Annotated in this window: 24 protein-coding genes and 3 pseudogenes; 14 read left to right on the top strand and 13 right to left on the bottom strand. The window is 56.1% G+C overall.

Annotated features, from left to right (window positions below):
- Positions 1-12: 12 nt before the first annotated feature.
- Positions 13-780, bottom strand: a complete 768-nt coding sequence (locus tag TU86_RS16920) for an ABC transporter substrate-binding protein (protein WP_048365467.1) — start codon at positions 778-780, stop codon at positions 13-15.
- Positions 781-953: 173 nt separating this feature from the next.
- Between TU86_RS16920 and TU86_RS16915 the strand changes: the two genes are divergently transcribed.
- The 4 genes from TU86_RS16915 to TU86_RS16900 all read left to right on the top strand — a co-directional run bounded on the left by TU86_RS16915 (position 954) and on the right by TU86_RS16900 (position 5,481).
- Complete coding sequence (locus TU86_RS16915; RefSeq protein WP_048365466.1) at positions 954-1,730, top strand: IclR family transcriptional regulator; 777 nt, start codon at positions 954-956, stop codon at positions 1,728-1,730.
- Between the two features lie 110 nt (positions 1,731-1,840).
- Positions 1,841-2,896 carry a permease gene (locus TU86_RS16910; RefSeq protein WP_048365465.1) on the top strand — a complete coding sequence of 352 codons (1,056 nt, stop codon included), beginning with the start codon at positions 1,841-1,843 and terminating at the stop codon, positions 2,894-2,896.
- A gap of 231 nt (positions 2,897-3,127) precedes the next feature.
- Positions 3,128-3,856, top strand: coding sequence for a carbonic anhydrase (locus TU86_RS16905; RefSeq protein WP_048365550.1), 729 nt, complete (start codon positions 3,128-3,130; stop codon positions 3,854-3,856).
- Positions 3,857-3,939: 83 nt separating this feature from the next.
- Entirely contained in the window at positions 3,940-5,481 is a 1,542-nt protein-coding gene (locus tag TU86_RS16900) for a SulP family inorganic anion transporter (RefSeq protein WP_048365464.1), read from the top strand.
- Positions 5,482-5,534: 53 nt separating this feature from the next.
- Here TU86_RS16900 and TU86_RS16895 read toward each other — a convergent pair whose 3' ends face one another.
- The 6 genes and pseudogenes from TU86_RS16895 to TU86_RS16875 all read right to left on the bottom strand — a co-directional run bounded on the left by TU86_RS16895 (position 5,535) and on the right by TU86_RS16875 (position 10,099).
- On the bottom strand, positions 5,535-6,548 hold the full coding sequence (locus tag TU86_RS16895; RefSeq protein ID WP_048365463.1) for an AraC family transcriptional regulator: 1,014 nt from the start codon (positions 6,546-6,548) through the stop codon (positions 5,535-5,537).
- 74 nt (positions 6,549-6,622) lie between these two features.
- A pseudogene (locus TU86_RS23585) lies at positions 6,623-6,811 on the bottom strand (3-ketosteroid-9-alpha-hydroxylase); the annotation flags it as partial.
- A gap of 407 nt (positions 6,812-7,218) precedes the next feature.
- Positions 7,219-8,574: an MATE family efflux transporter gene (locus tag TU86_RS16885; RefSeq protein ID WP_048365461.1), complete on the bottom strand. Its 1,356-nt coding sequence runs from the start codon at positions 8,572-8,574 to the stop codon at positions 7,219-7,221.
- Between the two features lie 59 nt (positions 8,575-8,633).
- A pseudogene (locus tag TU86_RS23160) lies at positions 8,634-9,251 on the bottom strand (thiolase family protein); the annotation flags it as partial.
- Positions 9,243-9,398, bottom strand: a pseudogene (locus TU86_RS23020) (enoyl-CoA hydratase family protein); the annotation flags it as partial. The pseudogenes TU86_RS23020 and TU86_RS23160, both read right to left, overlap by 9 nt.
- Positions 9,399-9,565: 167 nt before the next feature.
- A complete protein-coding gene (locus TU86_RS16875; protein ID WP_048365460.1) occupies positions 9,566-10,099 on the bottom strand; it encodes a PadR family transcriptional regulator in 534 nt (177 codons plus the stop codon).
- Positions 10,100-10,655: 556 nt separating this feature from the next.
- On the opposite strand from TU86_RS16875, the gene TU86_RS16870 reads away from it, so the two are divergent.
- From TU86_RS16870 to TU86_RS16850, 5 genes are all read left to right on the top strand, one after another.
- A complete protein-coding gene (locus TU86_RS16870) occupies positions 10,656-11,156 on the top strand; it encodes a CS1 type fimbrial major subunit (protein ID WP_048365459.1) in 501 nt (166 codons plus the stop codon).
- A gap of 92 nt (positions 11,157-11,248) precedes the next feature.
- Complete coding sequence (locus tag TU86_RS16865; protein ID WP_048365458.1) at positions 11,249-13,774, top strand: TcfC E-set like domain-containing protein; 2,526 nt, start codon at positions 11,249-11,251, stop codon at positions 13,772-13,774.
- Between the two features lie 5 nt (positions 13,775-13,779).
- Positions 13,780-15,093 (top strand): hypothetical protein, encoded by a 1,314-nt coding sequence (locus TU86_RS16860; protein ID WP_239658806.1) that lies wholly within the window; start codon positions 13,780-13,782, stop codon positions 15,091-15,093.
- A gap of 35 nt (positions 15,094-15,128) precedes the next feature.
- On the top strand, positions 15,129-15,869 hold the full coding sequence (locus TU86_RS16855) for a pilus assembly protein (RefSeq protein ID WP_048365457.1): 741 nt from the start codon (positions 15,129-15,131) through the stop codon (positions 15,867-15,869).
- Positions 15,869-16,360: a CS1 type fimbrial major subunit gene (locus TU86_RS16850; RefSeq protein ID WP_048365456.1), complete on the top strand. Its 492-nt coding sequence runs from the start codon at positions 15,869-15,871 to the stop codon at positions 16,358-16,360. The genes TU86_RS16855 and TU86_RS16850 overlap by 1 nt, the downstream gene beginning before the upstream one ends.
- Before the next feature lie 132 nt (positions 16,361-16,492).
- Here TU86_RS16850 and TU86_RS16845 read toward each other — a convergent pair whose 3' ends face one another.
- Together TU86_RS16845 and TU86_RS16840 are read right to left on the bottom strand one after the other, a co-directional pair.
- The gene (locus TU86_RS16845; RefSeq protein WP_193387785.1) at positions 16,493-16,714 is read right to left on the bottom strand and encodes a hypothetical protein; all 222 of its coding nucleotides are present in this window, start codon (positions 16,712-16,714) and stop codon (positions 16,493-16,495) included.
- The gene (locus TU86_RS16840) at positions 16,711-17,181 is read right to left on the bottom strand and encodes a hypothetical protein (protein WP_048365548.1); all 471 of its coding nucleotides are present in this window, start codon (positions 17,179-17,181) and stop codon (positions 16,711-16,713) included. Before TU86_RS16840 ends, TU86_RS16845 begins: the two co-directional genes overlap by 4 nt.
- A 396-nt stretch (positions 17,182-17,577) precedes the next feature.
- Between TU86_RS16840 and TU86_RS22935 the strand changes: the two genes are divergently transcribed.
- The 4 genes from TU86_RS22935 (at position 17,578) to TU86_RS16820 (ending at position 19,018) form a co-directional block, all read left to right on the top strand.
- On the top strand, positions 17,578-17,853 hold the full coding sequence (locus TU86_RS22935; RefSeq protein WP_125828527.1) for a hypothetical protein: 276 nt from the start codon (positions 17,578-17,580) through the stop codon (positions 17,851-17,853).
- 133 nt (positions 17,854-17,986) lie between these two features.
- Positions 17,987-18,217, top strand: a complete 231-nt coding sequence (locus tag TU86_RS16830; protein ID WP_048365453.1) for a hypothetical protein — start codon at positions 17,987-17,989, stop codon at positions 18,215-18,217.
- A gap of 79 nt (positions 18,218-18,296) precedes the next feature.
- On the top strand, positions 18,297-18,686 hold the full coding sequence (locus TU86_RS16825; RefSeq protein ID WP_048365452.1) for a hypothetical protein: 390 nt from the start codon (positions 18,297-18,299) through the stop codon (positions 18,684-18,686).
- Positions 18,687-18,781: 95 nt separating this feature from the next.
- Entirely contained in the window at positions 18,782-19,018 is a 237-nt protein-coding gene (locus TU86_RS16820) for a DUF2789 domain-containing protein (protein WP_048365451.1), read from the top strand.
- Here TU86_RS16820 and TU86_RS16815 read toward each other — a convergent pair.
- From TU86_RS16815 to TU86_RS16805, 3 genes are all read right to left on the bottom strand, one after another.
- On the bottom strand, positions 19,015-19,224 hold the full coding sequence (locus tag TU86_RS16815) for a hypothetical protein (protein ID WP_048365450.1): 210 nt from the start codon (positions 19,222-19,224) through the stop codon (positions 19,015-19,017). The genes TU86_RS16820 and TU86_RS16815 overlap by 4 nt on opposite strands.
- 126 nt (positions 19,225-19,350) lie before the next feature.
- Positions 19,351-20,697 (bottom strand): phospholipase effector Tle1 domain-containing protein, encoded by a 1,347-nt coding sequence (locus TU86_RS16810; RefSeq protein WP_048365449.1) that lies wholly within the window; start codon positions 20,695-20,697, stop codon positions 19,351-19,353.
- Positions 20,698-20,879: 182 nt separating this feature from the next.
- A complete protein-coding gene (locus TU86_RS16805) occupies positions 20,880-21,284 on the bottom strand; it encodes a TraR/DksA family transcriptional regulator (protein ID WP_047274833.1) in 405 nt (134 codons plus the stop codon).
- 400 nt (positions 21,285-21,684) lie between these two features.
- On the opposite strand from TU86_RS16805, the gene TU86_RS16800 reads away from it, so the two are divergent.
- Positions 21,685-25,539: a hypothetical protein gene (locus tag TU86_RS16800; protein ID WP_157395915.1), complete on the top strand. Its 3,855-nt coding sequence runs from the start codon at positions 21,685-21,687 to the stop codon at positions 25,537-25,539.
- Positions 25,540-25,593: 54 nt separating this feature from the next.
- Here the strand turns inward: TU86_RS16800 and TU86_RS16795 are convergent, their stop codons facing one another.
- Positions 25,594-26,616: an ABC transporter permease gene (locus tag TU86_RS16795; protein ID WP_048365447.1), complete on the bottom strand. Its 1,023-nt coding sequence runs from the start codon at positions 26,614-26,616 to the stop codon at positions 25,594-25,596.
- Between the last annotated feature and the right edge of the window lie 43 nt (positions 26,617-26,659).

Here is a 26,659-nt window from a genome sequence, read left to right as displayed (position 1 = left end):
GCCGAGGAACCATCAGTTGAGCTTCCACTGCTTGATGATGCGTTCAAGCGAGCCATCGGCCTTGATTGCGGCAATACCTTTGTTCACCTGAGCGAGGGTCTCGGGATCGTCTTTACGCAACACGATACAGACATCACCCACGACGACCGGCACATACGTGCTCGACAGCTTCAGGCCCTTGGTAGCGCGAGGATTGGTTGCCATTTGGTAGGCAACGATAGGGTGATCACCGAAAGCGGCCTTGATACGACCCAGTCTCAGGTCACTCATCATGTCGGCAACCGAGTCATAACTGCGTACTTCCTTGAAGCCGCCATGCTTGTTCAGCGCTTCAATAAACACCGAACCCACCTGCGCGCCGACCACTTCACCCGCCAGGTCATCCATGCTTTTGTAGACGGTGTTGTCGTCTTCACGCAGGATCAGACCTTCACCGTAGCTGTAGATTGGGTCAGAGAACTGCACCACTTTCTCACGCACAGGCGTTTTGAGCATGGCAGCGGAAATCAGGTCGATCTTGTTGGACGTTAGCGAAGGGATCAGCGCGGCAAATACGCTTTGTTGTATATCGGTCTCGAACCCGCCCGCTTTACCGATGGCCTGGATGGCATCGATCATCATGCCCTCAGTGACACCCGTCTTGACGTTGAGAAAGGTGAAGGGAATGCCAGTTGCCGTGGCTCCCACTTTATACACCGGCTCTGCAACAACACTGGCTGATCCCATCAGGCCCGCGGTGATTGCGCACACGAGCGTGAGCACTTGAAATTTTTTATGCATAGCGAATCTCCCTGTGGTCGCTTTTACTATCCTGATAACGCATTCAAAACAGCTGATTCACCCTCTGGTGTAAAAAGCCGCCATCGACTATAAACAATTTATATAAATCGTAAAGAGAATTATAGGTATCGCATATCGATATCTATAGCTTTGATAAACGCCAAGGAAGCGCCATGAGCGATCATAACAACCCCCTTTTCAATCAATCTTTGGAGAAGGGCCTCGCGGTTTTGAGAGGCTTTGGCGCAGCTCGACGCACCATGAGCCTAGCGGACATTGCACTGGTCGCCGGTATCAGTAAAAGCTCGGCACAACGCATGGTGCACACCCTGGAAGAACTTGGCTATGTGCGCAAAAACCCGCAGAGCAGGCGTTTCCAGTTAACGCCCAAAGTTATGGAGATCGGCTACAACTATTTAGCCGCCGACATACTGGTCGATGTTGCAAATCCCTACCTAGCTGAACTCAATCAGCTCACTGGCGAGACGGTCAACCTGACTGAACCCGACGGAGTGTCCATGGTGTTTGTGGCGCGCTTTGCGGCCCCCAAGTTCATCCCCATTCACATGCCGATTGGCAGCCGGATACCGATGTACCTAAGCGGCGGTGGCCGTGCCTATTTAAGTGGGCTGGCCGATGAAGACGTTCATGCCATTCTCAACGCCAGTGAGATCACTGCCTTCACTCACTACACCCTCACTGACCCGGCGGCCATTTTTGAGCGCATTCTCACCGCCCGTATCAAAGGCTATGCCACCAACAAGGAAGAAATGTTCCTGGGCGACATGACCCTGGCAGCGCCGATTTATGGCAGCAATGGCACGCCTGTGGCCGCGGTGCACGTGGTCGCCCCCTGCAGTCGCTGGAGCATGGAAGAGGCCGAGGACAAAATGAGCTCGGCGATCATTCAGTGCGCGCGGGCCATCAGCACTTCGATCCGAACCTTGTAAGCGCGCAGGCCGACCCCGCACCGCAGGGGGATCGGCCTGCTCGCTGGCGTAAACCGCACGCAGGTTTGGCGTATGATGCGCCGCTATTTCCTCATGTCCGGTAACTGTTTATGCCCAGTATCTCCTCAGCCCAACCTTCCAGAGGCTGGTCATTCTGGTGGAAACCGCTGTTATTCCTGCTGATCGCAGGCATTGGCCTGTACTACGTCAAGTGGTCGCCGTACTACTTCAAAGCCTTTGTCGCTGCTGACAATCACAGCATCGGCGCTTCAATCCTCAACGACAATCAGGGCGAACCCGTTGCAGCGGCCCTGGCCTACGCCAAGGTGTATTTTCTGGCGATCTGGAAAGCCGCCGTGCTGGCGGTCATTCTCGGCTCACTGATCCAGGTGTTGATCCCTCGCGACTGGCTACTGCGCCTGTTCGGTAAAGCCGGGTTCGGCTCAACCTTGCGCGGCGGGCTGTTCGCGTTGCCAGGCATGATGTGTACGTGCTGTGCAGCCCCTGTGGCGGCAGGCATGCGCCGACAAAAAGTATCGGTCGGCGCGGCGCTCGCGTTCTGGATCGCCAACCCGGTGCTTAATCCGGCCACGCTAGTGTTTATGGGCTTTGTCCTGGGTTGGGGGTTTAGCGCGCTGCGTTTGGTAGCCGGCATTGTATTGGTACTCGGAGTGTCGATGATTGCGCAACGCATCTCACGCCCCGAAAACATCCCCGACGCCGCGCTGGAGGCGGTGTCCCAAGCCAGCCAGATTGATCAGCAACATTTCTTTGTGCGTTGGGGCCAAACATTGTGGCAGCTGTTCTGGAACACTATCCCGGTGTACCTGCTGGCGGTATTGCTGCTGGGCGCGGCCCGTGTGTGGCTGTTCCCTCACGTCGATGGCGCCATGAGCGACAGCCTGATGTGGCTGGTGCCATTGGCAATTGTCGGCACCTTGTTTGTGATCCCGACCGCGGCTGAAATTCCGATCGTGCAAACCATGATGGCGCTGGGCATGGGCACCGCACCTGCCGTGGCCCTGCTGATGACCTTGCCGAGCGTGAGCTTGCCGTCGCTGTTGATGCTGCGCAAAGACTTTGATGCCCGCGTGCTGGTCAGCGTCGCATTGATGACCATGCTAGTGGGTGTGGTCAGTGGACTGGTAGGCATGTGGTTGCTTTGAAACCGGCCTAACGTCCAGCTCAACCGGTGTGCAGGAGCGAACCTGAATTGCCCCTGCACACCGCTGTTCACGGCCCATCGAGATTGCTCAATGCCATCATGAAAGCCTTGTGCCAGAGCGGTTAATTCAGTTTGAGTTAAGCTTCAAACGGTACTTTTTTCATTCGAGTCGCTGATGACTTTTTTCTGGACACAAGCGGAAATCTCTCCGCTTTGCCAAAGAGGATGAATGATGAGTACCAAGGATAATCAGCCGTTAGCTGTAGCTACTGCCCCCCACCCGGCCGAACACGCCGATGCAGCGCTACAGCTCATAGTCGAAGGGTTACTGCACTTTCAGCACGAGGTCTTTCCGCAACAGAAAGACCTGTTCAAAAAACTCGCCACCGCCCAACGTCCCCGCGCCATGTTCATTGCCTGCGCCGATTCCAGAATCGTGCCCGAACTCATCACTCAAAGCGCACCCGGCGATTTATTTGTCACCCGAAATGTCGGTAACGTCGTGCCTCCTTACGGGCAAATGAACGGTGGTGTTTCAACCGCCATCGAATACGCCAGCCTGGTCCTGGGCGTGCAGCACATCATCGTGTGCGGACATTCCGATTGTGGGGCCATGCGCGGCGTGCTCAACCCCGACACCCTGCACGCCATGCCCACCGTCAAAGCCTGGTTGCGCCATGCAGAAGTGGCCAAGACCATGGTTCATGAAAACTGCGGCTGCGTCGATGAAGCCGAAAGCATGCACCGCCTCACGGAAGAAAACGTGATCGCACAACTGCAGCACCTGCGCACTCACCCCAGCGTTGCGTCGCGCATGGCCAACGGTCAATTGTTCATCCACGGCTGGATCTACGACATCGAAACAGGCCGGATCAAAGCCTACGACGCGCAGCAAGAGGCTTTTCTGCCTTTGAACGACGTGCAGGCCATTCCATCGGCGACGCCCAAAGCGCGCTTCTAACCATTCCCGACCTTGCAAAGCAGTGACGGGCGCATACCCAGTCAGGCCTTGCTGCGTCTAAAAATATGCAGGGGAAAGTTGCCATGCGTGCTGAACAATTAAAAGCAGTCTTGCCGCGGGAGTTATTGGCTTCGGTGGTGGTTTTTCTGGTGGCGTTGCCCTTGTGCATGGGCATCGCCATCGCATCGGGCATGCCGCCCGCCAAAGGGTTGATCACAGGCATCATCGGCGGGCTGGTGGTCGGCTGGATGGCCGGCTCACCGTTGCAAGTCAGCGGGCCGGCAGCGGGGCTGGCGGTGCTGGTGTTCGAAATCGTCCGTCAACATGGCATTGCCATGCTCGGCCCTATCCTGCTGTTGGCGGGTCTTGTGCAACTGCTGGCCGGGCGTTTGCGTCTGGGTTGCTGGTTCCGGGTGACGGCACCGGCGGTGGTGTACGGCATGCTCGCCGGGATCGGCGTACTCATCGTGTTATCGCAAGTGCATGTCATGTTGGACGGCGTACCCAAGCCTTCCGGGCTGGACAACCTCAGCGGCTTTGCGCAAGCGCTCATGGCCGCGATCCCGACCTTGGGCGGCGGGCTGGGCTGGCAAGCCGGTTTACTGGGGTTGAGCACCATTCTGGTGATGTGGCTGTGGGACAAGTTTCGCCCGCAGCGCCTGCGCTTTGTGCCCGGCGCCTTGCTAGGCGTAGGGCTGACTACCGGGTTCAGCTTGCTGCTGAGCTTGCCCGTCAAACGTGTTGAGGTCCCGGAAAACCTTGCCGATGCCATCGACTGGCTGCGTCCGGCCGACCTGTTGAACCTCGCCGACCCGACACTGCTGCTGGCTGCGTTCACAGTCGCGTTCATCGCCAGTGCCGAAACGCTGTTATCCGCCGCCGCCGTAGACCGCATGCACAATGGTCAGCGCTCGGACTTTGACAAAGAGCTGTCCGCCCAAGGCGTCGGCAACATGCTTTGCGGTCTGCTCGGTGCACTGCCCATGACCGGCGTGATTGTGCGCAGCTCCGCCAACGTGCAGGCAGGTGCCACCACGCGGCTTTCTGCCATGCTGCACGGCGTGTGGTTGCTGGCATTTGTAATGCTGCTGTCCAGTGTGTTGCAAAGCATTCCGGTGGCCAGCCTGGCGGGGGTGTTGGTGTATACCGGCTTCAAATTAGTGGACCTCAAAGCCTTTCGCGGTTTGGCGCGCTATGGCCGCATGCCGATGTTCACCTACGCGGCCACCGCGCTGGCGATCATTTTCACGGACTTGCTGAGCGGGGTGCTGATCGGTTTTGCCCTGACCCTGGCCAACCTGGCCTGGAAGGCCGCGCGCCTGAAAATAAGCCTGATCGAGCTGCCTCAACCCAACGAACTGGAACTGCGCCTCACCGGTGCAGCGACGTTTCTCAAAGTTCCGGCCCTTACCCGCACGTTAGCGCGTGTGCCTGCAGGCAGCACCGTGCATGTACCGCTGGGTAACCTGAGTTACATCGACCATTCCTGCCTGGAGTTGTTTGAGGAGTGGCAGCGAGCCAATGCGGCCAGCGGCTCAACACTGATGATCGAGCCACGCGGTTTGAAACGTCGTCTGGAGGGAAGTACCCGCACCACCGCAGGCTTGGGTTCGGCGCCTGCGTAGCCGTTTTGCCTGCACGCCTGTCGTTGCGCGCTGCACTGCAGCGACAGGCTCAGTCAATTAACGCCCAGAATCAAACTGCGATAGTGGCCAGGGTTACTCCCCGTCCATTTGCGAAAGGCTTTATAGAACGAACTGGTGTCGGCGAACCCCAGGTTCAGCGCAATGTCAGCAAAGCTCAACTGCGGCTCTGCCAGCCAGCCGATGGCCAGCTCTTTGCGCACGCCGTCCTTGAGGCCTTGATAGGTCTGCCCTTCTTCAGCCAAACGACGACGCAAGGTAGAGGCGGACATGCACAAGGTCTGCGCCAGCCCCTCGGTATCGGGCCATTGCGCAGCCTCTACAAACCGCAAGTTCTGCTTGATCTGGCTGGCCAGGCTTTGTGGGTCGCGATATTTAACCAGAATATTGGCCGGTGCCTGCGCCAGAAAACGCTGTAACTCTTGCTCTGTGCGCTTGATCGGCGCGTCCAGGCCATCGGCCGCGAAAATCATGCGCGTACGGGGCCGCTCAAAGCGCAGGTTGTCAGAAAACATCACCGCATAGTCTTCGCAGTAATCGGGCGCTGCACAGCGTAACTCGATGGTCAGGATGGGAATGCGCCGCCCGGCAAGCCAACACGCCACACCGTGCACCATCATCCAATAGGTAAAGTAGGTGAAGGCGCGGCTCGGGGTCTCTTGCGGCTCGTGCAAAGCAATTTCGGCCAGGCTTTGTTGGCGCACCAACGTGGCCGGCAGGCGCTCAAGCATCAGGGACAAAAAGCCCAGCACCAGTTCCAGCCCCTGCGCCAGGGTTGGCTGTGCCATCGCCGAGCGGCACATGAAGGCCAGGCTGCCGGCGCGCAATTTACGCGGGTCCATGCCGAAGAACTCATCGTCCAGGCGCCGCGCCAATAAACGCCACAGGCGAGCATACAGATGCGCAGGCACGCGCCCTTCGGCCTGATCCGCAAGGGCGGGGTCGATGCCAGCTTTGTGCAGCACCTCGCGCATCGCCGCAGGTGTGGCACAGCTTTGCAACAGCGCCTCACGCACCAAGTGGATAGAGATCGTGTCTTTGCTCAACATTGGCCTTGATCCACGCCCGCTGATTTTTATGTGTGGGCCATCTTAAGCAGCGTGGATCAAAAAGCCAGTGTTGATCAGCGATTGTCCACCGGGGTGAAGGCACGGTTTTGGGCCATGCTTGCGGCTACGCTGGCCTCGTCAGTAAAGAACGGCTGATACCACTCGCGCACTTGATACAACGGGCCATCACCTTCGGCCAGTACCGGGTTGTTGACCCGAATATTGTGGGTCCCGATGTCCACGTCCTGATAAAACGAGTCGCGCTCGCCCACCGCCACCACGCGCTGGTTGAGGTAGACCATGCCGTTGATTTGCAAGCGGTCGGCGCGCAGCGATTGGGCGGCGACGTCCAGTATTGTCCGGGGGGGGTGAAGGTGAATGCGATGGTGACGGCAACGATCAGGCACACCAGATAACCGTTTAGCGAACGCATGATCGATACCTTGCGGCACGCGGCAGTAGAAGGGCGAATTGCATACGGCCAGTCCTCTTTTTTTATAGCCGTGGAGGCGCTGACGAACTCAGCGGCGAGGTCGCAGTAACCTGGCCTCGATAATCAGACCGGGCAGTCACAGGCACATCGTCCAAATGGCCTAGCTGGGCGTGAGGGGGTAGATCAAGGCTCTCGCGTGGCCGTTACCGCGCAGGTAACGGCCAGCGATTGCCCGTTTCAGATCAGGCGCTGGATCGGTTTATGACGCCACACCAGACGGTAGTAGGCGGTTTGCAAAGCCAACATGGTCAGGTAGGTCACCGGAAAGGCCATCCACACCCCTTGCAGGCCGAAATGCGCATCCAACGCATAGGCCACCGGCAATTCAACCGCCAATACGCAGAAGAGGGTGATACCCATCGGCACCAGCACCACGCCACTGGCGCGCATGATCCCGCCCACCACCGCCTGAAAACCAAAGAACAGAATGCTCCAGAGCATGATGTGCAACAGGTGCTCAGCCCGTACCCGTGCTTCGATGTCGGTGATAAACAAGCCCAGCAACCAATGCGACAGCACATAGCCCAACAGCACCAGAGCGCCGGTCAGCCACAGGTTGATCATCAGGCCGGTGCGCAGAATCGGGCCGATACGCTCGATGTGCCCGGCGCCGATGGCCTGGGCGCCGAGAATCGATGCGGTGATGGCAATCGACAGCGCCGGGAACTGCACGTAATTGACGATTTGCGTCACTGCGCCATAGGCCGCCGTGGCTTGCGAGCCGTGGCTGTTGACCAATGCCAGAATCACCAGCTCCGACAACGACAGCACCACCATCTGCACCCCGGTCGGTAAGCCGATGCGCAGCACTTTTGCCAAAATGGCACGGTCCAGGCGCAGCGCTGCCCACAGCTCACGGTCCGGCGCCATGACGTTTTTTTTATGGCGCAAACGCAGGCCCAGAAACAGCAAGGCCAGTACGTTGCCCACCAGTCCGGCATACGCGGCGCTTTCAATCCCCAGCGGCGGTAAACCGACCCAACCCAGAATCAGCGCCGGCGTCAGTAACAAGCCCACAACGGTGGACACCATCAGTGCCAACAACGGCGTGACCGTGTCACTGACGCCACGCAGCAACTGCGTAAACAAGATGAACACCAGCAGCAGCGGCATGATCAGCATCATGATCCGCGCGTAGGCCACGGCATCGTCCAGCACATCGGCGGGCGTGCCCAACCCTTGCAACGCAGGACGCGCGAACACGCTGCCCACCACGGCGGCAATCAACCCGATCAACAGGCCCAAGGTCAGGGTGGCACCGGTAATTTGCTTGACCATTGTGGTTTCACGGGCGCCCCACGCTTGCCCGATCAGCACCGAGGCACCCGCGCCCAGGCCGATCACCAGCGCGATAAAGAAAAACACAATGGGAAACATGCCCGACACCGCCGCCAGCGCCTGCGTACCCAGCATCTGCCCGATGTAAATGCCATTCAGCGTGCCGGAGACGTTTTGCAGAAAGTTGAACAGCACCATCGGCGCCAGAAAGATCAGGTAGATCTGCCACAGCGGCCGTTGCGACGGTTTTTGCATAACCTGAACACCTCAAAACAAAGCAGTGAAGGTTTATACCGTACCTGGATCCAAAAGGGCTACCAGTGACCCAATCCAACGCGCCTGCCAGGGATTGGCGGTGAGTTGAGTTCAAACAGCCCGGCCGCCCCCATGCCGCCGCCAATGCACATCGCTACCACCACAAAACGCGCACCACGCCGACGGCCTTCCAACAAGGCATGGCCCACCCTGCGTGTGCCCGACATGCCAAACGGGTGCCCGATGGCGATGGCTCCGCCATTGACGTTCAAGCGCTCGTTGGGAATGTGCAAAAAGTCGCGGCAGTAGACCACTTGGCAGGCAAACGCCTCGTTGATTTCCCACCGGGCCTATGCCCATTACTTCAGGGGCGCAGCCACTCACGGCCAGCCCGCGATACACACCGAGCGGTTCAATTGCGCGCTGGTTGGCCTGGGCGCGACTCATTAACAACACCGCCGCCGCGCCGTCAGAGAACTGCGAGGCGTTGCCCGCGGTGATGAATTCGCCCTGCTGCACCCACTTGCCCTCTTTGCAGACCGGCTTGAGGGCAGCCAAATCGTCCGCGTGGTGGACGCACGTTTGCACTCGTCACGCTCGGCAATCACGTCTTGATGGCCGCCTGCCTTGCCTTCTTTGTCAAACAGCAGTTTGCGCGCTGCCAGCGGCACGATTTCAGCGGCACCGGTAATACCAATCCCGCCCCCCAACACAACGCCATGCACGGCGACAATCACGGGCACCGGGTTGCGATGTACCGCTTTGAAGGTCGCGTAGTGACCTGCGTTGACCTCATCGATCAGCTCGGGATTGGTATCCAGCTCCATGGGAGCAGTATGGGAAGGCGCAAGGGCCAGATCATCGTCCGTTGAGACTAAAACCCTGGAGCGGATGCAGGCCCGATACGGTGCACGATCGGGGCTTTTCAGCGCGGGGCCAGCCTGTGTTCGAAGCCAAACCGCGCCCCTTAAACCTGCCCCCGCGATGGAGGTTATTGCCCGTCGACAATAGCTTTGGCCGTGTTATTGAGCAGGTTATGCACGCGCTGGATTTCTTGCGGGCTCCAATGACCATGATGCAATTGCAGGGCGTGGCGCAAGTTGTGCACGGCCTCATGAATTTCGGCAGGCCGATCCTGCCCGCGTAACGAAGAACGACTGACTTCAATGCGCATGCGCACGCCATTGAGCGCAACCGCCTGTTGACTCAGGGACAAGCGTCCCGCCTCCGTGATCGCGTAGCGTTTTTTGTCACCCTGCACGCTCACTTCAACCAGCAGCCCCGCTTCAAGAAACGCCAGCGTGGGGTAAATCACCCCAGGGCTGGGGCTGTAAGCCCCGTCGAATAACCCTTCAATTTGCAAAATCAGGTCATAGCCATGGCACGGTTGTTCCGCAATCAAGGCTAATAACAACAGTTTTAAATCGCCGGGCGCGAAGACCCGTGGACTGCGTATACGTGCTGCCCGCTTTTCAAACCCGTCATGGCGTTCTTGCCCCCGTTCAAAGGTGTGTTGAATGACCATTCACGCGTACTCCTCATGCCCTAACAAAACACAACTTAAAGCACAACTTAAAACACAACTCAAGTCACTATTACTCCCCAACTCCACGACATAACTTACTGCACACAGAGTGATATAACTCACGCACAGACCGCTTTATTACTTGCGCGCAACACTGCGACATAACGTAAAAAAAACGCCCAACTAACCGCTCAACCCCCTACAAATGCACGCCTTCAGCCTCGAGAAAGATACCAAGCGATATTAAAAAGCCATGTAATTGATATAAATAGGTTTTATTTTCTCGCTTATAGTCAAAAAAGCAGGCTTCGGAATATTCCTTCGACAACTGAAGGATATGTACTACACAACGAAAGGATCAGAGCTACGCAAAGATTTATAGGCACTTCAAACAACTTAGTTAATACTTTCCCGGCATCGAAAGTTCACCACCTCCTGCACAAACTTAATTAGTCCGTGCTCATTTGTTTATACGGCCGCTGTCAGACTGGCCGCATGCGTTTATGACGTGAGGGCTTTCATGCACTTCATATTCCTTACTTTCAGGGTCTCTATCATGTTTAAAAAAACGGTTGTTATTACGGGTTCACTGCTGATGCTGACACTCGTGTCTAGCCACGCTTTGGCTGCCGGAGAAGCCAGCAGCCTGATCAATATCAAGGCGTCCATTCCCACCAAAGTGTTCCATGTCATGCCGCAAGATCCGGAGTTCGGTAAAGACGAAACCATGAACTATGACCCGGTCAACGGCACCCTAAGCAGCCTGCACCAGGTGTTTAACGTGAAGAATACCGACGGTTCTATCCATGCTTATATCGAGGGCGGCCCCACCAGCCTGTTCAACGGCAACCTGGACCAAAATATCGCCCTGACCACCACGTTCAACGGCACCACCTTGACCGCCTCCCCCCTGGAGGTGGTGAACGATGCCAGCTCAACGCCGGGTACTCAGGCCGACATGGTGATTACGGCCGCCAAACCTGCCGATAGTGCCGCGGGGTCCTACACCGCCTCCTACACCGTAGTGTTCGACAACGTGCCGCGCGTCACCCGGTAACGCCTCACACGTGATGCCAGGCGCCCGGTCTGGGTAACCACGTCCGGGCGCTACCTGCGCACTTTAATACCCGCTATCAGAGTATTTCGTGAATGTTACCGATGACGCCCATCGCGGCAGCGCTCGCCTTGATATTCAGTGCAAGCGCCCTTGGCGCCGCCACGGCAATTGGCACGACGCCGCGTAGCTTGCTCGCACAAGCCAAGGGGCTGCCTTCGGACTTCGAAGAGCACTTTTTTGATGTGCCTTTGGCCGTGCAAGTAGAACTCAATCAACAACTGATCGGTGAAGCGATGATTGTGCTATCACGCGATGATCGCTTGACCCTGCTTGAATTCACCGACCATGACACCCGCGCGCTGTCCATCAACGAACGCGAAGCATGGGCCGATTATCTGAAACAAGGCGTGCCACTGGGCAGTTGTCACAGCCAATGCCCGGAACAGTTGCTGGCCGTGCATTACAACCTGCAAAACTCACTGGTTTCTTTGCTGACGGAACATGCCGAGCGTGAGCATCAGGCCCCTCAGTACTACACGTTGCCGGAGCAAGGCAGTCACGGTCTGATGATGCGCAATCAGCTCAATCTCAGCGGCGGGCAGGATGAGGCATTGGCCGCACGCTTTGGCCTTGAGGCCAGCAGCAGCCTGGGTAACTGGAGCCAGAGCTTTAACCTGCAACTGTCCCGTGTGGGAGGGCCGGATGACACGACGTTGTATCACGCCATTTATGACGCCTATACCCAGCGTGAGTGGGCCGGCAGTTTTTGGCGTCTGGGGTATTTCACCCCCAGCGCCGAAGGTTTGAGCCGGCAAGTACGCACCTTTGGTGCAAACCCCGACACCGTGCTGGGGGCGATGTACGCCAGCTCCGACAGCTTGGCAATCAACCAGTCCAAGCCCAGCGTTTACCCTGTTTATGTCACCGCCAACCGTCAGGCCACGGTCGAGATCTATCGCAACGGCTTGCTGATCAATACCCAAATGGTCAACGCCGGCTTGCAGAGCCTCGACACTCGACCACTACCCGGAGGGATTTATGACGTGGAGGTGAGGCTGATCGAAGACGGCCAAATCACCAGCACCTCCCCGGAACTGATCTACAAGCCCAACAACTGGCGCAACCACGATCAACGCTGGCGTTACAACGTATTTGCCGGGCGAGAAAGCAAGTTGTGGAGCAACTGGGCGGAACAGGCCAGTGGCGACATGACCGCCGGTGCGTCGATTAATTACCTGCTGCACCCGCGGGTCGTGGTGGGCGTGTCGGGCAGACAGGTCAAAGGCGACATGCAATACGGCACGTCGATCGACTGGACGTTAGCCCACAACGCCAGCGTTTACGCCAACGTGTATGAAACCGAAAACTATGGCACCGGGATCGACCTGAACGGCCTGTACAACTACGGTCATGGCAGCCTGGTGTTTAACCACACGCGCAGTTGGCTGGATACGCGCAATACCTACGAGACGTTGCCGGACGGGACACGCGTGCGACAACGTTCGGTGTTTATCGGACAAACCCGCAACTCGTCCCTGTCGATCACTCACCGCCTCAGTCCTGTGAGTAGCCTCAGTGCGCGCCTGTCGCACAGCGATGGTTATACCCAAGGTTATGGCATTGATCTGGGCTGGACCCGGCGCACTTACCTGTTCGGCAGCGATGGCAACTGGCGTTTATCGCTGTTTGATCGCCCGGGCAGCCTGAGTTCGGCCTACACACGCAATCGCGGGGTGGATGTGACCCTCAGCCTGGCACTCGGCGGCCCCGGCGAAAGCTGGTCTGCCAGCCTCGGCTCACGCACCGACCGCGATGGCGGGCGCGACAACAACGCCTCACTGACGTACAGCCGCGACCTGGAAGGTCATGTACTGCAAAACGTCTCGGCCAGCGCCACCACCGACACCTATGGTGTGGGTTTGTCTGGCCGGACCACCTTTGCCACCCAGCACATAAACGGCGACAGCTTTGCTCAGCGTTCCTCCTTTAACGGCAACCTGAGCGGCGGCCTGAATCTGGACAGCAGCCTGGCCGTGGGCGGCAACAACATCGTGCTAACCAGCCAGCACCAGGGTCGCGGCGCCGGCATGATCATTGACGTTGAGTCTGATGTGAGCGACATCGTATTACGCGCTGACGACCTGAGTGGCAGCAGCACGAGGCTGCATGCGGGCCGCAACTTTATTCCCGTGACGGCCTACAAAAACAGCGCAGTGAGTTTTGACTTTGAAGGCAACCACGTTCCGGCCGCTGCAATCCAGCCTGCCCGAACCCGTTACCACCTCAACAAGGGCGGCGTGGACTATCGCAAGATCAATGTGGTGCAGACCGTCACCGTCCTCGCTCGCTTGATCGACCCCCAGGGCAACCCGCTCAAGGGCCATCACATCATTAATCACGCCAGCCGCGGGATCAGCGAAGTCGACGGCTTTTTCTCGATGGAAATGAACGCCAATGCACCCACCTTGCAAGTGCGCAAGGGAGAGGCGCTGCTGTGTCAGTTCCGAATAGATATGGACAAAGCCAGGTTGCAAAACCATGTGTTGGAACTCGGTGACTTGCGTTGCCACCCCGACACGCTGGCGGAGTCGGGTCATGATGCAGAGGTGGCAGGATGAAACGGATGAATGCTCACGTCGTAAATAAGGGCTTACGTTGCCTCAAGTGGCTACGTTGCGCCGCGCGCGATCTACAGCTGACAGGCGGCCGGGTTGCATTGAGCGGTGCATTGGCAATCAGCCTTTCACCCGGCACCTTCGCCGCCAAGATGAACATACGGGCAGAGTTTCAACCGGACTCCTCACGGCCGAATCACAACACGTTCGTTAACAAAACCCCCAATAACAGCGGTTATTGTCGTTACTACCCGGCTGACTGCGAACGCAGAGGCATCTACAGCATCAGTGCACCGGTGTATTTCAACAATGTGGCGACCATCTTCGCTCACCATGCCGACCCGCGCCAGGGTGCCATGATCACCGTGCCTGGCGAATGGCGGACACTGACCGTAACCCATGCGCAAACTCAAGAAACAGAAGAAGTCAGAGTCCGCATTATTGGCTTTGGTACGACCATGGATACCTCGCCGCACACAATCCATGATCTTGTGCCCAATGCCAGTAGTTGGCTCGATGCTTACAACAAGTTATGGAATGGCCAACGATGGTCTGTGGCCCCACCCCCCTGCATTGGAAAGTCCACAGCGCTTTTTGACGGCAAGCAATTTATCTTTTTTTGGGAAACACCGTCGGTCACCACGGCCTGCGGCAAACAAGCGCTCTACGACATCCCCTACCTGATATTTAGGTCACTTGATTTTGCATATGAACTGCAAACGCCGAACCCGCTGCAAATGTCATCGGGCGAATACACGGGGCGCATAACGTACACGCTCGGCCCTTATCAAGACTTTGATATGGGAGACGTCATGGTTCCCAGGGACACCCTACTGACGCTCAATTTCTCACTGGGCGTGTCACACACCCTGAAAGTTGATGTTCCGCCCGGCGGCAATCACGTTGAGCTGGTGCCAAAAGGTGGCTGGCATCAATGGATGTTTCAAGGTCGCGCCCCTGAGAAGTTATACCGCGACCAAACCTTTCTTATTTCCGCCAGCTCGCGCTTCAAGATGAACCTGCAATGCCAATACGTCATAGGCGATACCTGCGCGCTGGATAACAAAAAGAGCCACCGGGTGCCCCTGGACCTATTGGTCACGCTACCCAACGGCCTGGGCCGTGAAGACGGTTCTGCCGTCAATCGTCAACCCCTGTTATTGAGCGGTGCAGGCACGCAGTTGTTTCAGCCCAACTATTACGTGGACAAGCGCCAGGCAACCCTGCACTTCGAAATACAGAAACAACACGTCAAGGACATGCTCTTTCAGGAAGGCACGTATGCCGGGAATGTCGTGGTTATTTGGGATTCAGAAGTCTAGCCGCGCCAGCGGTCTCTCGTCAGTGGGGTTTAAATATGAAAGCGGTCTATGCAGCAGTTGCATTGTGGGGTGTGTCGCTGGGCGCACTGGCAGGTCCCAACATTAATGTGGGCCTGGTCTACGACTATTTGGACAGCGATAAAAGCACGTATTTGAAGCGGGTATTCAATGGGGGAACCAGCACCGCTTTTGTCCGGGTTCAAGTCATGGAAATGCGCTTAAAAAACGATGGCACCTTTGAGGAGACGACACTTAAAACCCAAGCCAACCATTCAACCCGTGACGGCTTGATGGCCAGCCCGGCGCGCCTGATCGTACCGGTAAACGGCACCCAGGGAACGCGCCTGTTGTTTATGGGCGAACGCGACGCAGAGCGCTACTTTCGGGTCAGGTTTGTCCCGGTGGTGCCCGAAAAAGAAGATGAATTCGGTCAGAGCGATGAAGACAACGACGCCTACAAAAAAACCCTCACGGCCGGTATCAATGTGCTGGCGGGTTACGGCACGGTCTTTTTTGTACGGCCCAGAGAGGCGCGCTTCGATACCCGGATTGAGAACACGAGTCATCGTTACACGTTGCGCAATGAGGGCAACACGGTGGTGGTGGTCGACGAATTCAAAGACTGCGCGAGCGATGCGCCACTGGACTGTAAACCCACCACCAAGACCCATGTGTTACCGGGTAAGGCGTACGGTTTTGACAAGCTCGCGGGGCGACTGTATCGCCTGACGCTGGTAGAAGGTCATACGCAAAAGACTATTGAGGTTAAAGGCTGATGCGGGGTTGGCGCAAAACCCCTTCGCAACTGGCCGCAACGCTGGCATTGCTGGTGTGGGCTTCGCACGCCCCCGGCGCACGTGATGAGCACACGTTTGAGGTTTCGGTCAGCATTCCGACTTACTCGCTGTTTGTGATACCCGTCGACCCCAGCTTTCTGGAGCAAGAGCAGCGCATGCACTGGAACCTGGTCAACGACACCCTGCAACCGTTACGCGCCGAATTTGATGTGGTCAGCGCCACCGGTAGCGTAACCGCGCGGCTTGGGTACGAACCGGTGCTGTTCAACGGCCGCGATACGATCGCATTGAACGTGACGTTCAATCAGCAACCGCTGACCCAGCAAGACACCGTGATCGTACGGGCTGATGAGGCATGGCCGGGTAAACGGGTGGCCTTGCGTATCGAGGCGCTGAAGCCAGAAGAAGGTTTTCGCGCTGGCGAATATTACGGCAGCGTGCAAATCACCTTCGATGCCGCAGCGCCCTGACCCTCTGGGCCAAGCGGACTAGTCCGGCACAAGGTCAGCCCGTCGCGCACTGGATGCAACAGCATCTGAGCGGGGGGTTGCATGCCTCGCGAATCGCGTTGAAGCGCACGATGACACGGGGTATGGAGAGACTTATTCAGGCGTACGGTCGCCTCTTTGCGCGTGCGCCTGAAGCTGTTCCAGTTCACGGCGCACCATGCTTGCGTATTCAGCGGGACCTGAACCATACAACTGCCCTGCCACCCAACTGAGCCAGGCACCCTTCATCGTGGGCTTTTGGGCAAACAACTCAAGCGCCTTGGCTCTGGCTTGCACAGCGTATTGCTGATGAAACGTGCTGCGCGACACTGTCACTCTTTACTGGCCTTGAAGGTCAGTTCACCTTTGGGCCATTTGGCTGCTTTGGCAGTGACGGTTTTCAGGGTTTTGCTCAAGCCAGTGGCCAATTGCTCATTAGCGGCAAAGACCAACACCACTGTCTGACCTTCTTTAAACACAATGCCTTCACCTTGCGGCGAGCTGACATAGGCATAGTCGCCAATGCCGTACACCGTCATTTTGATTTCTCGAAATTTGATCTCTAACTTGCCACCTTCACGGCTGGGAAGTACCGCTGCGCGAAAGTGATCCCCGACCTTCAACTGAAGCCCAGGTTTGTCATCCACCACTAACGCGGCGGCGGTATCAATCTCGGCAATGTAGATACCTTCAGACGTTTGCTCGGTGACGTACACAAAATGCGATTGAAACAGTTTGACCAAACGCGCCCGCAGGTCACCCAACACGAACAACGCATGCATCTCCAAATTGCTGACTGCCAACGAAAAACCCTCGAAAACATGAAGTAAAACTGCCACACAACAGACCGGCAGCACAAAAGAGGCACTGACCACCAAGATTATAAAATCTGCGTTCAGCAAAGCCCGGAGCGCTTGGGCCAGGAACAGTGGCTGGATGCAGATTAGGATGCTTGTACCTCAGGCACAACGTTGCAGGCTCAATGTGTGAAGAACACCGGCCATTTATTACATGAAACGCAACGGCCCAAGACATTTAAAGGAAAATCCTGCACGTAAAGGCGAAAAGCCTTACGCAGCGTTTTTAAAATAAACCTTACAAATACATAAACGAAAACGCATTGAATGCGACAGCACTCACCGCCTTGACCTGACTCAAACAACCATCTGCGCAACAGAATCGTATGAGGAAGACTCTGCATGGACACAACAGATGAACGTCCAATCGCTACCTGCCACACCGATAGCCTGCCTGAGGTCTCGACTGGGGGGCCATTCTACCGGCTCAAGCCCGATCTTGGGTATACACATCATCCGCTCTATCAAGTGATTGCGATCAGTCATGGCTTTTTTCATGTGCGCGAAGCCGGTACGGGTCAGATAAAAGGCTTCAGATGCAGCCATAACGATGCGTGCAAACTGGCCATCCATCTCGAAAACAAACAGCTCGACTGTACTCGCACCGCACAACCTTGAATTGAGGGCTTTCGTCAGGTCGATGACTTTACTGCGCCACTACCTCCCAACAACTGCCATACTCGCGCAAAAACCGACCCGGCCCATGTCGCCGGGTTGTCTCGGCTCCATTACCTCCAAGGGAAAGTGACACGTGACGGAATTTGATATTGGCGAGTTTTTCATCCGCGGTGAGGCCAGAGAAATCGATGGCGAATTTCAGGCAGTGATTGTGATGCGAGCCAAACCGCCTCTCAAAACCGTCACCTACCATCAGGTCGAAAAGGATCGCTGGTTCAAGACTGCTGATGTTGCAGCCATCGCAGGTAAAGAGGCCGCACTCGCCCTCAAAGCGGCCGTAGACGCCGGTGCCCTTAACGCTTGAATCCTTGTCGGCTTTCGCGCCTCAAGGATCAGAGCGCCGGGCCGATACCAAGGTGAGTAACTGTTTAAGAGCATCACTGATGATTACCTTGAATATTGACACTCGCCTTGCGGTCAGCCCCACGCTGACGACCGGTAAACCCGCCAGCGACTCAAGCCTGGCGCAACTGATGTCGCAAAACGAAACCGAGCCCACCCCACGCTCAAGCGACGATCCGGTTGAAGCCCTCAAAAAACGCATCAAGCAACTTAAAAAACGCCTAGATCAACTCCACCAGCAGTTGCGTGAAGCCAATGCACGCATGGCGGCGGTCAAATCCGTGCGCTACCGCAGTGAAGAGGCCAGAATGTCGGCCATCATGAGTGCAAAAGGTCAGGTGGTCGCCCTGAACAGCGCAGTTTCCATCGCACTGAGCTCGCTCTTTCAAGCCGAAAAGGCACTGATTGGCAGTATCAACCTCTCAATTTGATCTGTGGTCTACAGTGATAACGCTTATCGGAGCGAACTCTTGAGGTTCTGTAGCCTCAGATAGCCTGTAACCCGCATTTACCTTTGGAGATGAGCATGGACGAGACACCCAAGACGCTGGAAAACCTGTTCAGTCAGCTTGGCCTGAAGAGTGACGAACAATCAATTGAGACCTTCATCGCAGACCATCCGCTGGCCGAAGGTGTGAAATTGGTCGAAGCGCCTTTCTGGTCACCCTCCCAAGCCAGCCTCTTGAAAGAGAAACTTCTTGAAGACGGTCCCTGGGCGCTGGTTGTCGACGAACTGAATGTGCGCTTGCACACGTTGCGCTAAGCCCGACGTCGCATTGCCAAAGGGTTGGCGCTTAATTGCGCCAACCAGGCCGTCTGACATTCTTGTGCTTGCAGACGAGTGGAAAACGCCGTACCGCGCTGTTCCCCGTTAACCAATACCACCCAGCACGCCTTCTGCCCGGCTTCGCGCATACCCTGTGGCACACCGCTACCGATCATCACTGCAACATCGACTTGATAACTCATGAGGATCACTCCTGGCACTTAGTTAGCCTGCTAACGATGCCGGCCATCATAGTGACTAAATGCCGCAGGAAAAAGCTATACCCTGCATAGCTCAATTGCATGAGCGGTAACAATATCAACGCGTGGTCACACCAAAACAGGTGCCTGCTGATCGTAAACCGGTCGCCCGCCTTCTTGTGGCAGGTTGAAAAAAACCTTGTCTACCACCCCCAACCCCTCGCCAATCGCCGCATTCCAGTTAGCGGACTGATGGATGTAGCGTTGGCGCAGCAAACGCTCTTCATCGCTCCTCAACTCGATGTGTCCGGCCATTGCCTGAGCACGGATCTTTGTGGCGATGGGCAAAAGCTCATCAGGCAGTTGCGTGTCGGCGATACTTAAAAGCGGGTTGAAAGGTACGCCCTGCTCGCATGCCAATTGATGCATAAGGTGCAAATACACCCGCGACAGATGCCCATACACCCGACGCTGCATATAAACCGCCGCCTGTACGCGTGTGATCGGGTCATCGCGACTGCCTGCCTGACCGGAGACCGTATGGACCTCCAGTAACGCCTGGGGGTCTGAGTGGTCCAACAGGTCGCGCGCCTGCCAGCCCGGCAGTTGAGCGGCGGTGCTCTTCCATGCATGGGTGAGCGTCAGCGGCGTGCTGGGGCTAACCCGGTTAGTCTCCCAGCGCGTCAGGTAAACCTGCTCTTGCATCTCAATCGGGTAACCTCCCCCCACATCGGCATGCACCCCGGGTACAGCAATGTCCAAGGGCCACTGCGGGGCAATGCGGCTCAGGGCAAAATTGCGTCGTTGCTCATCCCGAGCGCTGAGTTGCACCACCTGTTTGGCGCTGTCCGGCCCCAGATAAAGGTTAAGTCCAGGATTGATGTCATCACTGATGTCACCCAAGTCCTTCATCCCGCCCATGGCCGCTACCGTGTCAAACAACCCGATAAAACGGATTTCGCAGGTAAAGTCCGCCGCCAGCTCCAACAACGTATCGAAGCGTGTGGCGTTGACGAGATTGGCAAAGTGTCGCGCCGCTGCTGCGCCACGGCTAAAGCCGAAAATATCCAACTGCAAACCCCTCAGGGAACGGGGTGGCACATTCAGCAGCACACTGTGCAGGCACTGGCGCAACCGCGCATGCGCTTCTTGCGCTTTGCCTATCACTCCGGTTCGACCACGGCCATAAGTTTGAGCCGGAAAACGCGTATCCGCCTGCCCTGTCGTGGTACCTATCCCGCCGATATAGAGCGCAGTGACCGCGTGGCCCAGCGCATTAAAAACCGGTTGCACCGGGTAAAGCTGGTAAAGCCTGGCGATGTTGGTCGGGACGCCGGCATAACTGCTGGCGGAGTCAACCGGCAAGCCCTGAGCCTGTCGTGCCTGACCTGTCAGGCTGTTGAACTGGTTATTGGCTGTTCCATCAAAAAACACACCGACACGCAACACACGTCCCGTGTTGCTGAAATTGTTCATTCATCCTGCCCTCAAAAAAATCGGCCTCATGCCAAATCCACGCACCAATATAAGGGCGTGCAAACGCTGAAACCAGCGCAACGTCGGTCAGGATTATTCAGGGGTAAGCACGTCAGGAATAAGGAGTAAACCTGCGTGTGAAAAGCTACCGGGACCGCTTTGCGCGGCCCGGCAAGGTCAGGTTAGGCCTGACGCTGATGCTTGTCGATTTGCTCGTGACGCTCTTGAGCTTCGATGCAGTACTTGGTGGTAGGGCTGATCAGCAAACGCTTGAGGCCAATCGCATCGCCACTGTCATCACACCAGCCAAAGCTGTCGTCCTTGATACGTTCCAGCGCTTGCTCCAATTGCGGCAGCATGCGTTGGTCGCGATCAATCGCGTTAACCAGCCAGGTACGCTCTTCTTCAACCGACGCCGCATCCGCAGGGTCGGCCGGGGTGTCCAGGCTCTCGATTGCGATGCGATTCTGCTCAATACGCTCGTGGGTTTCGACCTTCATGTTTTGCAACAGCTCAGTGAAAAAAGCATGTTGCTCGGCATTCATGTAGTCATCCGCCGGCATGGCCAGCAACTTATCCTTTGTCATTGATTTCTCTATAAAAAATACGTGCATTAAGGCGAATTAGGGAGCGTCCTGACCGATCTTCATCCCAACCAGTTAGGTGCCATCTATTTCAAGCGCCACCCGGCACTCAATTTACGAGGGGCGGCAGTCTACGGCCGACTTATCGACTCAGCAACTGAAATGACAGCTATTTGTCCAGTAAAACCTGGAAAAAGACGAAAAACTTGTCACGCAGGGGCTAATGGAGTGCGTTTGTAGCAAGAAATTCCACACAAGCACGGAAAAAGCACGAAACACGGTACGACACAAGTCCACAACCACTCCCTTGGAACAGCACCTACAGCACGGACGACTAAAGGATTCAGAACTCAAGTACAGATTTTTACTTGAGATGGACGAATCCCCCCGTGAGTAACCGTGAATGACTTTTGTACAAAGCCAAGCAAATTCGATTCAGCCCACCCCGTCCAACACTACTGAACCTTCAGGTAACACAACGCCGCTTCAACAAAAGCCGATTGCTGCGCAAAGCGGTACCTCCCCACATGACACCGACCCCGATTTAATGTTGGCGTTAGCCTACAGCCAGACACTGCGATCCAATGGTTCGGGCCGGACTGTGGACGGTAAACCCATCACACTGAATGTGCCGCCAGACTCAAAGTTTGGGCATTTACGCCATCAGCTTTCCACGGCTTTGAGAAATGCGGTGTTCAGGGAGTGGTTACAGGAAAAAAGGCTTACCCGAGATCCAAAAATCAGTATGAGATCCGACGGCAAAGTCATCATCCGGGATCGAGTGGGAGCGGCAGGAATCAATCAGTCACTGCTCAACAATATTGTTCAGGCGTTGCCTATCGTGAACGCCTTGAAAACCCACCCTGCCACTCAAGGTGGTGTCAGCCCGTATACCTACACGCCAGATTCGGCCTCAATGGATGAAATCGCCCAATTCTATGGCGAAACCATTAGTGACAATTCAGAGGTTAACAAGCAACGCGCAGAAACGATTGCCAAGCATAAAAGCTTTCAGGAACCGCTGGGTAAAACGGTGAACATCAACGGTATTGAATACAAAGCCGTAGACATCTTGAGCGCGCAAAATGTTCCGTTTGGAGAGTTGCTCAACCATCGCACCCTGCTGGCTGAATTAACCAGCAGGGTTAATGCCAAGTCACTCGATCTGAACACAACCCTGTCCATTGCGCCCAACTCCCGTTTCAGCCTCACAGGTGAACACATAGAGGGCGAAACGGTGAGCGTTGCTCAGTTCATTACCGCTCATGGCTGGAAACTGCCTACCACCCATGAAGAGTTAGCCAACCTGACCTCGGTACTTAAAGAACCGCCGTTACAAAGCCCTCCCCATGGCAACTTCGGCGGTGGCCTGACTTGGCCTATTGCGCTAAACACGCAGCAACAAAATGCGGTCAGGGTCGCGGCAAAAGAGATCTTAAAAAACCCGTTGCCGGGTTTTGAAAGGGAGCTTGTAAACCTTAACGTCTTTGATTACGTGACGGATGACGATCGCTGGCTACAAGCCGATGTGAGTGATCCTCGCAGCGTGCTAGAACAGTTGATCAAAATGCCAGCAGCCCAGGCCCATGGCGCCGCCCTGCGAGACAAACTCGAAGGGGCCGAGAGCGCCACCAGTGCTGATGATTGGCTCTTAACCTCAATGGCCCTGGCGCTTGAGGAAAAAGCCAATGACCCTTCACCGGGCAGGCATACGGTCGCCGGGTACGATTTAAGCCAGTCGCAGCATTGGGGTAAACCCCTGTCGTCAATACAAGAAGGCCTGACCCAACACTTGATTGACACTCAGTCACTGCATAAGCCAAACCTGGCCCCTGTCGCAGCTTTTATGCTTTTATCGCGCAAAGCGCCCGAAGTATTGGTTAAGGATATCCCTGACTCTTTGACCTACGGCTCGCACACCTGGGTTGATTTCAAAACAGCCGTCGACCGGATCGAAGCCCAAGCGCCGGGTAAAACCTCGACGATGAATTTTGCGCAAGTCATGTTGCATGCTGATAAAGCGCCCATCACTGAAGCCGGTGAGCGCATTGAGCACATTGCTAAAGAAGAGGCGGTTATCACGTGGGGGGTTTGCAACGGATACCTCAGTAAAAAAGATCTGTACACGCCTGAAGAAGCCCTGACTGCCAAACAGGCCTATAACACGCGCTTGAACGTGTTGATTGAAGCAGCTCACACCCGTACTCAAGTGCCCCCGGACAGAAAAAAAATAGCACTTGAACAGCTGGAAAACATATACGGGCGCAGCACCGACTTCGAAAGAAAAGTCATTTACCAGCGGCATATCAACCCTTCCCTAGGCGGGGGTGGGCTGGCGAAAGACTTCGCCGATGCCGGACCTTATTCATTGCTCGATTTGTGGGTATCCGGCGAGTACGCCTCGTCCTTTAAAACCTGGCAGTCAACGGATCCCGCCATTGGCGTCGCCCCTATGGTCTCCTCGACCCAAGCCACTAACGCAACCGTGTATGAAAACAAACTCTCTGCGCACACCTCTGCCATTAATCTCAGTATTACAACTCACCTCAAACTGCTCATTTCGAACCTGCCATTAGCCGATCGGAAAATAATAGAACATGGAGAAATCAGCCTGTTTCGTCATATGGACGTCACGACGAACAACGCCAAAATAATTGCTCGCGAGCCCGCCCCGGATAAACCGCTACTGCTCAACATTCATCACAAGGGCGCCTATACCACTTACGAAATAGACTTTATGAAAGGCTGCATCACACGGCGGCCAGGCCAGGAAAAACTAAAGCCTGTGACGCTCGTACCACCGGGCGGTTTCGCCATCATTGCGCTAAAAGCGACCGATATTGAACAGGTTATACCGGCGCCTGATACACCCGGCCTGATGCCCCTTCAGGAAGGTAATAGTGAAGCGCCACTCAATAGTTTTGACAGCGACCGAACCCAACTTATCGCCCATGCCGTAACAACGAACGCTGGCATTAAAGAGGCCAGCAGGGATGTGCAAGGTGGCATCACGACGTTCGACACCGAGCACCCGGTCACAAGGCAGATCCTGAATTTAGCCGTCAATAGCATCCCGTTAGTCAGCAGTATCAAGAGTTTCGCCAAAGGTGATATCGCGGGGGGAGTGACTGATCTGACCCTGGATATTTTTGGTTTTATTGTGCCGGGCGTCAAAGCCGGCAAAGCGGCAGGCGGCTTGGCCAAAGGTGCTTCCACGACTTCACGCTATATCACTCTCGCCAGCAAAGTGGCCAAAGCGCTGATAGTGACGGCCTCACCGACAGACATCTTGACCGGCTTGGGACGTTCAGTGACCACCACCGCAAATACAGCTTCGCGCATAACGGCCCGTGCAATCGAAACCCTGCGGGGGGTAGAGAACAGCGTGGACTTTTTCAAACTGGCCAAGCACAGTGATATCGCTCACGGCAGTTTAAAAATAGCGAACGGTGGCGACCACGTAATACCTATTACCGCGAAACACGATATCAACACGGGAAAATGGTACGCCTATGACGTGCCAGGTCAAAAAGCCTACGGGCCCCCACTCGAAAATTTTCAACCGCAAACCTCCTCGATCAGCACATTGTCATCGTCAAAACCCTCCCTGCTTGATACGGGATTGGCCCAAGATAACGTCATCCGTATGGGGGGCGGCATGAAAGAGTTACAGCTCATTGCTGATGAAGTGCATACCTTTACGGATACCTACAAAGGGACGCAGCGGCTTAACATCGTGGCCCATGGCAACGGCGCGTCTACGCTCGACAGATTTTTGGGCGAAGGCACTAAAGTGTGGGTCGATAGCAAACCTTACGGCGTAAACAGTTTTATACAACTGCTGAAAAGTAAAGGTGTTGACCCTGCGACCTTCGACAATGTCCGACTGCTGATATGTCACGCAGGAGAAGGTTATAAAGGTTTCTCGTTTGCAGATCGCTTCCAGAAAGCCATCAGAAAACCGGTCAAAGCATTCAAAGGTCCCGTCGCACTGGATTGGGGGTCAACAAGAGTCACCGAATATAAAAATAACTTGATCAAATCACACTTAAACGCCCATCCAGGCAACAGCCTGCAAACAGCAGAATCAGCGGCTGAAAAATCATTGCAGCAGCAATTTGCCAGCCTCCTTGATCCCGAGGTCAAGAAAGACCACGGGCGAATCATCAGCTTCAAAGTGTCGGCTCTCGGGGAACCTGCCAGATATGAAGACAGGGCGATCAATTACAGGCCCCGCTATTTCAATCGTTATCACTAACACCCACCACTGGGGTCGCCATCGTTTGATGAAGCCCCCAAATTATGCACCCCTTCAGCGCTTGAGTTTGCGCTTGTTGCGGTACTGATCGATCACCACCGCCACCACAATAATCAGGCCTTTGATGATGTCCTGAATGTAGGCGTCGACACCCACAAAGGTGAAGCCGCTGGCCATAACGCCCAGGATCAATGCGCCGATCACCGTGCCGGTGATCCGGCCGACCCCGCCCGCCAGACTGGTGCCGCCGATTACCGCTGCGGCGATTGCGTCCAGTTCATACGACATGCCCATGCCCGCCTGCCCGGTGGCAGCCCGTGCGGAGGCCACAACGCCCGCCAGCCCTGCCAACAAACCCGCAATGCTGTAGACGATGATCAAGTGCCGTTTGACATTGATCCCCGAGGTGCGCGCCGCCTGCATGTTGCCGCCGATGGCGTAGGTGTATTTGCCGTATTTGGTGTAACGCAGGGCGATGTGGAAGATCAGCGCCACCACCAGGAAAATAATCACCGGCATCGCGCCGTGGCCGATGGCCGTGTAGGAATCTGAAAGCATGCTCACCGGCTGGCCTTCGGTGTAGTAACGCGCCAGACCACGGGCCGACACCATCATGCCGAGGGTGGCGATAAACGGCGGAATGCCAGTGATAGCAATGATGCTGCCGTTGATCGCGCCCGCCAGTAGCCCCACACCCAGCCCCGCGACGACGGGTATCCACACCGGCAAGTCGGTCAATGACGGGAACACCGCACGGCTGAAGTCCGAAGTCTGCGCCAGGCTCGCGGCCACCATCGCCGAAAGTGCCAACACCGAGCCGGATGACAGGTCAATGCCGGTGGTAATAATGACCTGGGTCACACCAATCGCCAGTAGCCCGATCACCGACACTTGCAAAATCATCAGCACCAGACGCTGAGAGTTCATCAAAAAGCTCTGATCGCGCACGATCCAGCCAAACACTTCAAACACCAGACCAATGCCGATCAGCACCAGAAAAATGCTCAGCTCTGTCGGAAACCGGCGACGGGGCTTGGTCGGGGCTATGGCGGGTTTGTTTTCGGTTATTGCGTTCATGGACAGGTACCCTCTCACTCTGCTGTGCTACCGGCCCGGTTAC

Origin of the sequence: Pseudomonas weihenstephanensis, from assembly GCF_001043055.1 — a bacterium.
GTDB lineage: Bacteria > Pseudomonadota > Gammaproteobacteria > Pseudomonadales > Pseudomonadaceae > Aquipseudomonas > Aquipseudomonas weihenstephanensis.
The sequence above is the reverse complement of the archived record's forward strand: the minus strand, read 5'-3'. Positions and strand labels throughout refer to the sequence as shown.

Coding starts and splice junctions, on each gene's coding strand:
- TU86_RS16860 (WP_239658806.1), top strand. CDS start 13,780: ATGAATGCTCACGTCGTAAATAAGGGCTTACGTTGCCTCAAGTGGCTA.
- TU86_RS16875 (WP_048365460.1), bottom strand. CDS start 10,099: ATGGTCATTCAACACACCTTTGAACGGGGGCAAGAACGCCATGACGGG.
- TU86_RS16850 (WP_048365456.1), top strand. CDS start 15,869: ATGCGGGGTTGGCGCAAAACCCCTTCGCAACTGGCCGCAACGCTGGCA.
- TU86_RS16885 (WP_048365461.1), bottom strand. CDS start 8,574: ATGCAAAAACCGTCGCAACGGCCGCTGTGGCAGATCTACCTGATCTTT.
- TU86_RS16815 (WP_048365450.1), bottom strand. CDS start 19,224: ATGAGTTATCAAGTCGATGTTGCAGTGATGATCGGTAGCGGTGTGCCA.
- TU86_RS16910 (WP_048365465.1), top strand. CDS start 1,841: ATGCCCAGTATCTCCTCAGCCCAACCTTCCAGAGGCTGGTCATTCTGG.
- TU86_RS16870 (WP_048365459.1), top strand. CDS start 10,656: ATGTTTAAAAAAACGGTTGTTATTACGGGTTCACTGCTGATGCTGACA.
- TU86_RS16865 (WP_048365458.1), top strand. CDS start 11,249: ATGTTACCGATGACGCCCATCGCGGCAGCGCTCGCCTTGATATTCAGT.
- TU86_RS16820 (WP_048365451.1), top strand. CDS start 18,782: ATGGACGAGACACCCAAGACGCTGGAAAACCTGTTCAGTCAGCTTGGC.
- TU86_RS16800 (WP_157395915.1), top strand. CDS start 21,685: ATGACTTTTGTACAAAGCCAAGCAAATTCGATTCAGCCCACCCCGTCC.
- TU86_RS16795 (WP_048365447.1), bottom strand. CDS start 26,616: ATGAACGCAATAACCGAAAACAAACCCGCCATAGCCCCGACCAAGCCC.
- TU86_RS16920 (WP_048365467.1), bottom strand. CDS start 780: ATGCATAAAAAATTTCAAGTGCTCACGCTCGTGTGCGCAATCACCGCG.
- TU86_RS16900 (WP_048365464.1), top strand. CDS start 3,940: ATGCGTGCTGAACAATTAAAAGCAGTCTTGCCGCGGGAGTTATTGGCT.
- TU86_RS16895 (WP_048365463.1), bottom strand. CDS start 6,548: ATGTTGAGCAAAGACACGATCTCTATCCACTTGGTGCGTGAGGCGCTG.
- TU86_RS16915 (WP_048365466.1), top strand. CDS start 954: ATGAGCGATCATAACAACCCCCTTTTCAATCAATCTTTGGAGAAGGGC.
- TU86_RS16805 (WP_047274833.1), bottom strand. CDS start 21,284: ATGACAAAGGATAAGTTGCTGGCCATGCCGGCGGATGACTACATGAAT.
- TU86_RS16905 (WP_048365550.1), top strand. CDS start 3,128: ATGAGTACCAAGGATAATCAGCCGTTAGCTGTAGCTACTGCCCCCCAC.
- TU86_RS16855 (WP_048365457.1), top strand. CDS start 15,129: ATGAAAGCGGTCTATGCAGCAGTTGCATTGTGGGGTGTGTCGCTGGGC.
- TU86_RS22935 (WP_125828527.1), top strand. CDS start 17,578: ATGGACACAACAGATGAACGTCCAATCGCTACCTGCCACACCGATAGC.
- TU86_RS16810 (WP_048365449.1), bottom strand. CDS start 20,697: ATGAACAATTTCAGCAACACGGGACGTGTGTTGCGTGTCGGTGTGTTT.
- TU86_RS16825 (WP_048365452.1), top strand. CDS start 18,297: ATGATTACCTTGAATATTGACACTCGCCTTGCGGTCAGCCCCACGCTG.